Source organism: Psychrobacter sp. P11F6, assembly GCF_001435295.1.
Taxonomy (GTDB): domain Bacteria; phylum Pseudomonadota; class Gammaproteobacteria; order Pseudomonadales; family Moraxellaceae; genus Psychrobacter.
This window is the reverse complement of record NZ_CM003594.1, coordinates 2,562,418-2,573,829: the sequence shown is the minus strand read 5'-3', so window position 1 is coordinate 2,573,829 and position 11,412 is coordinate 2,562,418. Positions and strand designations below refer to the sequence as shown.

The following is an 11,412-nucleotide window of genomic DNA, read 5'->3' as shown; positions in this document are numbered from 1 at the left end:
GCATATGTTTGCACTGCAACTATCCAAAAATGTAGCCATGGAAAAATGTCACTATATAGAAATGCCACTATGCGACCCTCACAGTGATCATTTTTTATCTAATCCAACCTCACAAAACCTCGTTAAAACGTAAATATTACCGTTACTGCCAATCTATAATTTATCTACAGCCATTTTAGCAATCAGCATGGCTAGGTATGAGTGTTCAATAGGGCATCATAATTGGTTACGATTATCTCAAATCAGTTTTTGTGAGTAACACAAAAAAGGAGTATAAATATCGTGGTTATTCCTATCATGGATTAGGGCGATGCATGCAGCCAAGCGTTATCGATTGTTAAATAATGTCACGATTGTTATTAGTATTATCGGCGTAGCCATTGCTTTATTAGACAGTGGTTTCACGCTGCCGATGTGGTTACAACAGGTTTTCCATATTTTTTATCTGGCGATTATCTTTTTAGGCTTTGTTGTGACGGCAGGGCGTTACCTCTATAGCAAAAAGCCGCTGACTCTAAATAAAGTCGCGGTCTTTGACTTACTGACCAGTATCGCGATTGTCATTTTACTGGTAGCGCATTTCACTGATTTGGTGCGCTCTGGGATGTCGGTCGCTGTTGATGGCTTTGTTGCCATCAAAATTGCCGTCTTTGTGACCTTTATTCGTGAAATATCTGACCACGATTTTAATCTCAATCGTACCTTTCTAAACCCTGCACAGTTTTTTATCTTAAGCTTCCTGTCATTAGTATTGGTCGGGGCATTGCTACTGATGATGCCCAATGCAACGACGCAGCCGCTGTCTTTCATGGATGCGCTCTTTACCGCGACCAGTGCTGTCTGTGTGACTGGTCTCATCGTGGTAGATACGGCGACTTATTTCACAACTTTTGGGCAAGTCATTATCATGGGGCTGATACAGATCGGCGGCTTGGGTATTTTGACTTTTGTGACGTATTTTAGTTATTTCTTTAAGGGCGGTGTCAGTTATGAGACGCAAGCGAGCATCAGTGAGATGTCTTACATGCGCGGCATGGGTGATGTGGTATCGACCCTCAAATCCATCCTATATGTGACATTTGCCGTTGAGGCAGTGGCTGCGGCACTCATTTATATCAGTATTTATGACATACCAGATATGGATTGGTCTGAGCAGTTATTCTTCTCTGTTTTCCATGCGATTTCTGCGTTCTGTAATGCTGGATTTTCTACATTTAGCGCTGGCATGTATGATGACGCGCTACGTTTTAATTATCCATTACAACTGATTATCGCTACGACCTTTATCTTTGGTGGCATGGGTTTTGTCATTGTGGTCAATGTGCTGCGTTATTTGCGTGATCGTGCCGAGCGCCTGATATATCGCCATGATCAGCGTTATATTTATCGACCATGGTTGCTCAATATTAATAGCCGCATAACCTTGATTACGACGGGCGCTTTATTGCTGGTAGGTCTCATCGGTGTGATGATATTTGAATATAATAATGTGCTGGCAGACCATCGCAGTTTTTTCGGTAAGCTTGTCACAGGGCTGTTTACTGCTGCCACGCCGCGAACCGCAGGATTTAATACCATCGACATGGGTGAACTCGCGTTTCCCACGATTATGTTGACGATATTTTTGATGTGGATTGGTGCCTCGCCAAACTCGACGGGCGGTGGTATCAAAACCAGTACGTTTGCGATTGCACTGTTAAATACTTTGAGTTTGGCACGTGGTCAGACCAATGTTGAGGTCTTTAAGCGGCAGATTGCTGACATCTCAATTCGCCGTGCATTTTCTATTATGTGGCTGTCTTTATTGGTCATCGGTATGGGGGTGACGCTCATCAGCTATGATCAACCAGAGCTTGATTTAATCAAGGTGGTTTTTGAGTGTTTTTCAGCTTACAGCACGGTGGGATTAAGTCTGAATTTGACGACAGAGTTATCAGATTTTAGCAAAATGGTGGTATCTGTCATTATGTTTGTTGGGCGCGTCAGCATGTTGACCATCTTTATTGCCCTACTTAAAAATAGACGCCAGCGCAATTATCGCTATCCAACTGAAGAAATCACGATCAATTAAATGGTCGTAAATAAGCCATTTCATCATTAAAAAATACTGAAAAAGGTTAATAAGGTTATGAAATATATCATCGTAGGGTTAGGGAACTTTGGCTCATCGCTAGGCATGGCGTTGACCCGTCAGGGGCACGAAGTGATTGCCATTGACAGTAGCATGCAAAAGGTTGAGGCATATAAGGAAGTCATCTCTCATACCATCTGTATGGATGCCACGGATGAATATACCGTCAATGGTTTACCGATTGTCGACACCGATATCGTTATTGTCGCAATCGGTGAAGACCAAGGCGCAAACGTCATGGCGACGGCATTATTTAAAACCCTAAAAGCAAAACGTTTGATCAGTCGCAGTATCAATCCACTGCACGAAAAAGTGTTGCAAGCTATCGGTGTGGACGACCTTATTCATCCTGAAAAAGAGGCGGCCAATCGCTGGGCCAAACGGCTGTCGCTACGTTATTTCGTCGACTCGTTTGAGCTGAGTGATCATTTCAGTATGGTAGAGATTAGCATTCCCAAGTCGTTGATTGGTCAGACTGTTGATGACTTGCAATTGGAGCAAAAGTTCAATATTCGATTGCTTAGTACCCTGCGCTATGAGTATTATGAAGACAGCTTTGGTCGTACGCAAAGTAAGCCTAGTATTAAAGGTTTGGCGGCGCCTGAGCAAGTATTGCAAGATAAAGACGTATTGGTCATCTACGGTGCTAACAAGCATATCAACGAGTTTCTGCGTAGTGTCGGTGTAAAAATCAAATAAACATTTGCAACAGCCGTGACATGAAAAGGCAAAGGGGAAACTTATGAGTAAGCGCACTATATCCGTCTTGTTGCTTGCGACGTTGGCATTGTTGTCAGGCTGTGACCAGACGCCGCAAGACCCGAACGTGTTGTATTCAGAAAAACATCAAGACCCCATTCAAGAGCTGGAGATGACAACAGCGGTTGATCGTAGCCAGTTTGCCTATAAACAAACCTTTTATGTGCCCATTTATTCTGACATTTATACCGATAGAGACAATCGTAAAGTCTTGCTATCAGCGACTTTGAGTGTACGCAATACCACGCTAAAAAAATCACTGTATATCAATAAAATTGACTACTATGGCACTGATGGAACCTTTATAAAATCCTATTTAAACAAACCGATTGAGCTTCCAGCAATGGCTACGCTCAATTATATCGTCGAAAAAGAAGAGGATAAAGGCGGATCGGGCGCCAACTTTATCATCGAAGTCGAAGGGATAGACGAGACGGTCAAGCCTGTCATTGAGGCGGTGATGATCGGTAATTTTAGCAATAAAGGCTTTGCATTTAGTACAGAAGGTACGCCAGTGGTGCATTGATTAAGGATAACGAAATCCAAGGAAGGGATATGTCTGCAACCAAAGAAGAAATTGTCGCCTTTATGGCGTTGGAATTTCCACAAACCAAATGTGTCATCGAGGCAGTCGGTGACAATCGCTCGACCTTATCACACGATATTGGTATCAATGAATTGCGTCCCGGTGGTACGGTCTCTGGACCAGTATTGATGAGCATCGCTGATGTGGCTCTCTATGTGGCGATACTTGGTAAAATAGGTATTGTGGCCTTAACGGTGACGACGAGTTTGACCATTAACTTCCTGCGCAAACCCTCAGCAGAAGCACGTATTATCGCTGAGTGTACGTTGATGAAAGTTGGGCGCACACTAATCGTTGGCGAGGTTGCGCTTTATTCTGAAGGCTCTCGCGACATGGTGGCTCACGTAGTTGGCACGTATTCCGTACCGCCTCAGCACGTTTAGCTATTTTTAGCCCATTTTTAAAATGAGGATAGGCTCTAAAAAAGCAGTGCTATAAAAATTAATGTCATAAAATTAATGCTGATAAGGACTGCTACTGTTTGGTTGCCTCGACCTGAATGTTTAAGTGAAGGTTTTTAGTGACGCCAAACCACGCATATTTATCGATATTCCATTTGGTGCGATCAATCATCGCCGTAAAATCCCCACCACAAATATCTTTTTTGAGCGTAGGGTGTAGATAACAGTCAAACTTAGTCGCTGTTAAGCTAATAGGATGGGTTTCGCCATGCAGCGTTAGATGACCGTCTACTTTTGTGACCATTGGGCGTGATTTGTCTTGGCTAAAATACCATTTGTTAGAATCAAAGCGTGCCAACGGAAAGCGTTGCATATCAAAGAATATAGGGCCTGTCAAAGTCTGGTTAAATGCTTTATTTCCCGTATTTAGAGAGCTGATCGGAATGACCAAGGAGATATTGCCAGTTTTTAAACTTGAGTCATATTGCAGTTGACCTTGGACATTATAAAAGCCGCCCGCAGTGGCAGGGGATTGGAAGCGTTCAATGGCAAAGCGCACATGGGTACCAGCAGGATTGATGGTATAACTGGCGGCATGGCTGCTATGTGCAGCGCTTATTATTAATAATGGCAGTGCCAATGTCAGTGTCAGTAAAGGGTAGATAGGTGATCTTTGTAGAACAAAAGATAGGATGCTCATAGCTACATTCCTTTGCGGGCTATTGATAAATAAAGAACGTCGTCGACGAGCGCAATCCATGCTGTTACTCAATGTTAAGTCAGTCAGCAATAACTATTTATACATTATTTATCAAATGCTTAGTAGCTTTATTTTCATAAGGGTATCATTGTTAATTTGGCTATTATTCAACAGTTAAGATTGGGTTTTCGACGATTTTTGAAAGCTTGCCGCATCAGGTTTTTTGCCATTAGCATTGATACTGTTGGCTTTATTCGCTACTGGGTATTTAAAAAATAGCGTTGCAAGCGCGCAGGTTATGGTCAATGATAGAAGCATCGATACTAATGTATGACTAAAAAAATGATCACCAAACAGCATCTTATACAGTCCCATCGTCCATCCTACGACCGTGACTATTTCAAATATTCTATAGCGATACTGATGTAGAGTGGGTAAAAATGCCAAGCCATATAGAGAAAATCCGGCACTGGCATGAGCCGCTGGGAAGCACTTGGCAGGCGTGTTAGCGACTATATTTTGCCAAATATTTAGATAAGGCAAGTCGCCACCAAACAGTATTAAATGATTGGGGCAACTGACATGAGTCACACCTTTGAGTAGCGCAATCATACTGGGAACGGCAATTAAAACAAGCAGTAGATAACTTATTTCACGCGTGGATAAAGGCGTGAGCAATTTATCGTACTTAGTATTTTTTATTACCAGATTGATGTCTGAATTCTGTCTATGTCTCAGAATTAGAACGGCTATGAGATAAATGCCAAGCAAGATGAGTAGCAATTTAGGCAAGTCATAAAAGATAAAGGCAAAAGGTTGTGTGCCTTTTTCTAGTAGCCAGTGTCCATTAGTGTAAAAAAGCTCACTAATATGAATGTCTAATTGGCTGTGCTCAAACAGCAGTGTCGCTATGATGGTCAAACATAGGAGTTTAAGCCAGACTCCATTGGCTGAATATATTTTCAAAATACAACACTCAATAATGCCATCATCCACAAGATAAATAGCAGCAGTAATGCCAAAAATTGCGCCGCAGAGCCGACATCTTTGGCTATCTTTGCCAGTGGATGCTTGGCGGTCGATGTGTGATCGACACTGGCTTCGATTCCAGTATTAATGAGTTCGACAATTAACGATAAGAAAGAAGCGACGACCAGTAGCATTTTGACGCTGATAGTGAAAGGGCACAATATAATAGCCGTGAATAATATGAGATTAAGCCAAAATACTTGTCGAAAAGCCGCCTCAAATTTGTAAGCTGCTTTAAAGCCGTCCAGAGAGTAACCAGCGGCTTTTATAATGCGGTAAAATCCTGTTTTACCCTTGGCCTCACTGGCATAGCTATGGGATAGCAGTTGTTTTTTGCCTGTTATTGGGCTTAAAACCCCACGACTGGCCGACTGGTCTTCAAGATTAATAGGGTTTGCTTTATTCATATCAAATGCTTCACAGTCTATTAATATCAAGGTATGCGGTAAATGTTAATAATTTAATTATTTAACCATGGTCGAATGTTCAACATGCCCTAAGTATAAGCGGGCAGGCATTAAGAAAACGTTAAGCTTTTTTAAAATAGAGATCTTCTCTAATGATAATTGATGATAAAAGTACTGCCACCTAACGGATTGACTTGATGAGTAAGCTGCCAGCCCATATGTGTCATGATGCGCTGTACGATACTGAGTCCCAAGCCTGTACCTTCTGCTGGATAATGGGCGTCAGCTGCTGATGACGATTCTGTATCCAATGAGATGTCTTTATAATGCTGCTCTAGACGCTCAAATCTCTCATATAGCAGCGGCATCATCACCTCAGGAATACCTAGACCAGTATCAGTGACGGTGATTTTTTCAGCATCGATAGTGATGATGACCTCACCCTCATCGGTGTACTGAAACGCATTTTTTATCAAATTACCCAGTGCCATTTTTAGCAGTTCAGGTCGTACGTGTGCGACATACAGCTGTTCTGCGACTATTTTACAGGTGACTGACTTATGGCGAAGCAAGTAATTTAAGCGCTGTACTTCATTTAACGCGATGTCATTGATAGACGTTGGCGGTGCATCCAGTTTTTCAGGAGCACGAGACAGCAATAATAAGGCGCTGATAATCTCCGAGGTTTCTTTGGCGGTCGTACTGATACGAGTGGCAAATGCGCTCAAGTGAGGGTCGTTTTCTAGTTGTGAGGACAATACTTCTGATGCCCCCATGATAATCGTCAAAGGCGTGCGCAGCTCGTGACTGACATCACCAGTAAATAGCTGCTCGCGTTTGAGGTACTGCTCAAGTTTGTGGTTTTTTTCATCGATTGCGCGTGCTAACACGCCAACCTCGGAGGGCAGATGCGTCAATTCCGTCAAGTTGCGATGATCTGTTTCTACAGCTTGTTTTAAGTCTAATAAAGGCTTAATGATTTGCTTGGAGGACAGCGATGAAAATATCGCTGCAATCAATAAGCTCAAAATGACCGCTACTTTTAGGGCGTTGGCAAATATGTCTTCTAAATGCTCAAATATGGCCAAAACAGGGTAATTCCCCATCACCATTTCAGTGTTTTCTAAGTAGGTTAAAATGTAGTTTTCTTTGTCTTTTTTATAATTAAAAAAATGTAACTCTGTTGTCGATTGACCATTTTCAGTGGTGACAGTGACGGGCATTTCTTGTACGGTTTGGGTGGCCAGTTTTTGCAGATTGCTCGGTGCGTTATCGAAGCGATAAATTTTAATACCCGGTTCAGCGGTATAAATAGGCTGATCGCCTTCTTTTTCTTGGCTAAGCTCTAACTGCTGCAATAATCGAGCTTTGACCAGTTGTTGCTCCATTCTGACTTCGGCATACATGAAAATACTGACGAAAGTGGCACACAGTAATAGGGCAAATAACAAGTAGGAGAGTCGAAACTTATTGGCGATGGAGTCGATATTAAACATGGTATTTACTTCGTTGTGAAAGACGATATGAAAGACAGTGAGAGTCAAATAAGGACATCAGCCGATGATTTTTTAGGCTTTATCTGGATCAATAATCTGATAACCGACACCAGGCAACGTGACTATCATGATTTTATCGAACGGCTTATCTACCTGCGCACGGACCCCATGCATGTGAGTGCGCAATGCATCACTGCTTGGTATGTCTTCGCCCCATACTTTTTCTTCCAGCTCGGTTTTGCTAACCACGCGCGGCGCCGCACTCATCAAGGTATGTAGTATTTTGAAGCCTGTTGGTGTGAGTTTTAGCGACTTACCTTCACGTGTAATCGTATGCTCACTATGATTTAAAGACAATGTGCCAACGGTTAAACCATGCTCAAAATGATTATCTTTATGTCGGCGTATGAGAGCCTTAATACGAGATTCTAATTCCACCAATGAGAAAGGCTTAACCAGATAATCGTCAGCGCCACTATCGAATCCTGCCACTTTATCTAAAATCGTATCGCGAGCGGTCAGCATCAATACTGGCGTTTTGTCATGTAGATCTTCCCTGAGCTTTTTGCACAGTTTAGTGCCATCCATACCCGGCAGCATGACATCTAACAAGATGACGTCATATCGATTATTCGATGCGAGCGTTAAGCCACTAATGCCATTATGGGCATTGTCTAGCTCAAAGCCTTTCGGCTCAAAAAAAGCATAAATATTGGCGACGATATCGGGATTGTCTTCAATGATGAGTATCTTGTACATGAGTATTATTACCTAAAAAGGCGGAGCGATGATAAAGAATTCAATTAGCCACTTTAAAAAAGGTGGGTGCTGCTTTGGTTTCGTCAGTGGTGATACCAAAAAACTGAAGCAAGGTTGGCGTAATAAAATCATGTGATACAGGCTGATCAATCATGTTAGCTAGGCTGCTTTTAGCAATAGTGCTGCTATCAATGCCGTTGCCAGTCGGTGACCAAATAATCACTGGCACGTGCTTTTGTGCATTTGGCGCAATAGCATATGGTAGACCATGCAAGTAAATATTGTTTTCGCCCAAACTTTCTCCATGATCACTAATATATACCATCACCACCTCATAATCTTGCTCATAAGGTTTTAAGGTGTCGATCACGCTATTTAAAAAATAATCTGTATAACGAATGGCATTGTCATAACCATTGATAACCGATTGGTTGTCGCATTTTGATAGCTCATTGGTCATACAGACGGGCAGATATACTGCAAAATCTTTAGGGTAACGCTTAAAATAGGCGGGTCCATGATTGCCCATTTGATGCAGCAAAATAAGTGTGTCTTTAGGTGTCTCTTTCTTTGAGCTGCCTGACTTAACGAGTTTATCAAAACCATCAAGCATGCCTCTGTCTCGACACTCAATATCACAATCTGGATTGAGCGCGGCTGTTTTATAATCCTCAAAAGTTACGCGGTCAGCCACCCCTTTGGCGCTAGAGTTATTGTCTCGCCAAACGACATTGACGCCTTGCTTGTGTAGTGTATCGAGCACGTTTTCATTATAGCTAGCGCTATCAGGGTCATAATTTTCTCTATTGGCGTAGCTAAACATGCAGGGTACTGAATAGGCGGTGGATGTGCCGCATGACGAGGCGTCTTTAAGGCTGTAGATGTCTGATTGTTTTGAAAGCAAAGGCGTGGTGTTGCGCTCGTAACCGTTTAAGCCAATATGGTCAGCACGAACGGTTTCTCCTACTACAAATACCATCAACTTAGGTTTTACAGCGCTGTTGCTAGTGTTGCTAGTGTTAAAAGTAATACTGCGTTTTGCATCTGTAGCATGAGGGATTAGCGTATCGGGACGACGGCGCTCAGCGATATAATCAGTACCCAGTTTGATGACAGAATAAACAGGGGTAATAGGATTGACATAACTACGGACTATTTTATGCTGGCGAAAAAAGCTGGCGTATTGGTCACCAAATGGCACCAGACACACCGCTAGCAAGACGATAGATAATAATAGGGTGACTGATTTTTGAAGGGTTGCTTGTTGCCAAGACAATCGCTTTATACGAATGTTACCAATCATGAAAGCAGGCACTATACCTAGTAAAAACAGGCGAATAAATAGACTGGGTGCCATCAATCCCATGGCTTCTGCTTGATCGGTTTGTAAGCCGTTAATGAGCATATCACGATTAAATATCGTCCCGTAGGCGTCGGTAAAGTAACCACAGATAGCTGCAATCAGCACCATTATGATGAGCATTACTTTTGCCGTTGAGCGATAACACAGCAGTGACAACACCAACCACATCAGCCCAAATAATAAGCCTATGATGGAAAAAATAAAGCCCGTGTTTGTGCTCAATGGATAAACGCTGAGTACTTGTTCAAAAAAGCCAATATTCGCCGTCGCTACTAAGTACAGAGCAACAACTATGATCAGATGATTGAGATTAATCTCGCGATTATAGAGCTTGCTTAGGGAGCGGCTTTTTTTATTGGCTTTGGGCGCAGCGATTTTGGCGGCTTGAGATATTGACATACAAGTACTTCTCAACAGGATGGTAAGGAGTGTAATGCCTTACAGTAACAAGTATGCTGTTAAGAAGATGTTAAGGTGGTTGAATTCAATAAGATATTAGGACATATTAGGGTCTGTTGAACATTCCCAAATAGGCACTGCTGATTGATCAAATCGTTTCAGACAAGGCGCAAATTGAAGATAATGCTCGTGCCTTAGCTAGACTTGCAACACAGTATGAAGCGATTTTAACATCAGATCAAAGAGACAAGACTCTTTTTTGCCGCTTCGTCATTAAAAACATCCGCTTAGAACGACTAAACTAGATATTTTTAATCTAAGCGACTAAAAAATAGTCACTGTCAGTGCCGTGGTCGAATGTTTAACAGACCCTAATAACCTAAACGATGACACGTCCTAATTTAATCCTGTGCGAAAGAGCGTACCAACGACAACAAAGGCGACAGAAAACAAAGTGACCAATATGATATTGATTGAAAATCCTTTCAGGGTGTGAATAGACAATCTGGGTATTCGATAGAAACGAGCGTGCAGGGCAACCAGAACAGTCATTAGCAATAATAGTAATTTGAGAGTAATAAGAATACTAAAATCATTATCAAGTTTAAACCATGCAGCAATGTTGGGTAATAGCTGGTAGGCCATCCAAAGTCCAGTGATTATTTGCAGCACCAAAGCTGGCATCCCAACCCTCTCAAACAGCTGCTCAAACTGCATCAGACCATCAATATTTCGGGATGATAGCGCTTTTGGTAAGACCACCAAGGTCAAAATCAGATGACCACCTGTCCAGACAGTAGAGCCTAACAAGTGTAGTATGAGTATATAGTTAAGCATAGATAACAATCCTTAAATGCCACTGACATAGGGCTTTATGTCGATTAACTGAGGTACTTAATCATGAAACGCGCCGCACAATTACAACCATTATCTCGTCAACATCATCTAGGTCTAAATCTATCTCGCCATGCTAAAGAGTGTGCTGATGAACCTAACGCAATTGCCGAGCATTGGCTAAATATCACGTCTTATATTAACGAGATGCAACAGCATTTTCAGATTGAAGACAATCTAATTGCTCATGCCCTACAGCCTCATAGCAGCTCCAAACCTGAGGTGGCATCGGTACTAAATACACTTGATACGCAGCACAAGTCCCTGCATGCACTCATGGCAGAGGTTCAAGGTTTGCCGCACTCTCAAAGCAATCACGTCACCGTTGGACAAGTCAAAAAACTCGCCACCTTGCTATATGATCATATTCGTTTTGAAGAACGAGAATTGTTTCCTATCGTTGAGCGCTATCTGACAACAGAAGAATTAGAGGCTATTTATGATGCCAGTCCAGACAGTATCAAACGCTCCGATGAGAACCGTTAGAG

General features: G+C 42.3%; 12 protein-coding genes. 5 read left to right on the top strand and 7 right to left on the bottom strand.

Annotated elements, in window-relative coordinates; genetic code table 11:
* Positions 1 to 310: 310 nt before the first annotated feature.
* The 4 genes from AK822_RS10550 to AK822_RS10535 are packed head-to-tail and all read left to right on the top strand — an operon-like array spanning position 311 to position 3,859.
* Positions 311 to 2,071, top strand: a complete 1,761-nt coding sequence (locus AK822_RS10550; protein ID WP_060491613.1) for a TrkH family potassium uptake protein — start codon at positions 311 to 313, stop codon at positions 2,069 to 2,071.
* Positions 2,072 to 2,128: 57 nt separating this feature from the next.
* Positions 2,129 to 2,830 carry a potassium channel family protein gene (locus tag AK822_RS10545; RefSeq protein WP_045447178.1) on the top strand — a complete coding sequence of 234 codons (702 nt, stop codon included), beginning with the start codon at positions 2,129 to 2,131 and terminating at the stop codon, positions 2,828 to 2,830.
* Positions 2,831 to 2,873: 43 nt separating this feature from the next.
* The gene (locus tag AK822_RS10540) at positions 2,874 to 3,416 is read left to right on the top strand and encodes a DUF3124 domain-containing protein (protein ID WP_060491612.1); all 543 of its coding nucleotides are present in this window, start codon (positions 2,874 to 2,876) and stop codon (positions 3,414 to 3,416) included.
* Positions 3,417 to 3,445: 29 nt separating this feature from the next.
* On the top strand, positions 3,446 to 3,859 hold the full coding sequence (locus AK822_RS10535) for a PaaI family thioesterase (RefSeq protein ID WP_060491611.1): 414 nt from the start codon (positions 3,446 to 3,448) through the stop codon (positions 3,857 to 3,859).
* Between the two features lie 91 nt (positions 3,860 to 3,950).
* Here AK822_RS10535 and AK822_RS10530 read toward each other — a convergent pair whose 3' ends face one another.
* From AK822_RS10530 to AK822_RS10500, 7 genes are all read right to left on the bottom strand, one after another.
* On the bottom strand, positions 3,951 to 4,577 hold the full coding sequence (locus tag AK822_RS10530; RefSeq protein WP_060491610.1) for a YceI family protein: 627 nt from the start codon (positions 4,575 to 4,577) through the stop codon (positions 3,951 to 3,953).
* 174 nt (positions 4,578 to 4,751) lie between these two features.
* A complete protein-coding gene (locus AK822_RS10525) occupies positions 4,752 to 5,498 on the bottom strand; it encodes a PAP2 family lipid A phosphatase (protein ID WP_372886203.1) in 747 nt (248 codons plus the stop codon).
* Positions 5,499 to 5,539: 41 nt separating this feature from the next.
* Entirely contained in the window at positions 5,540 to 6,013 is a 474-nt protein-coding gene (locus AK822_RS10520) for a diacylglycerol kinase (protein ID WP_087945633.1), read from the bottom strand.
* Between the two features lie 149 nt (positions 6,014 to 6,162).
* A complete protein-coding gene (locus AK822_RS10515) occupies positions 6,163 to 7,509 on the bottom strand; it encodes a sensor histidine kinase (protein ID WP_060491609.1) in 1,347 nt (448 codons plus the stop codon).
* Between the two features lie 72 nt (positions 7,510 to 7,581).
* The gene (locus AK822_RS10510) at positions 7,582 to 8,268 is read right to left on the bottom strand and encodes a response regulator transcription factor (RefSeq protein ID WP_060491608.1); all 687 of its coding nucleotides are present in this window, start codon (positions 8,266 to 8,268) and stop codon (positions 7,582 to 7,584) included.
* A 40-nt stretch (positions 8,269 to 8,308) separates the two neighbouring features.
* A complete protein-coding gene (locus AK822_RS10505) occupies positions 8,309 to 10,030 on the bottom strand; it encodes a phosphoethanolamine transferase (RefSeq protein WP_060491607.1) in 1,722 nt (573 codons plus the stop codon).
* A 396-nt stretch (positions 10,031 to 10,426) separates the two neighbouring features.
* Positions 10,427 to 10,867, bottom strand: coding sequence for a CopD family protein (locus AK822_RS10500; RefSeq protein ID WP_060491606.1), 441 nt, complete (start codon positions 10,865 to 10,867; stop codon positions 10,427 to 10,429).
* Between the two features lie 63 nt (positions 10,868 to 10,930).
* On the opposite strand from AK822_RS10500, the gene AK822_RS10495 reads away from it, so the two are divergent.
* On the top strand, positions 10,931 to 11,410 hold the full coding sequence (locus AK822_RS10495; protein ID WP_060491605.1) for a hemerythrin domain-containing protein: 480 nt from the start codon (positions 10,931 to 10,933) through the stop codon (positions 11,408 to 11,410).
* Positions 11,411 to 11,412 lie beyond the last annotated feature (2 nt).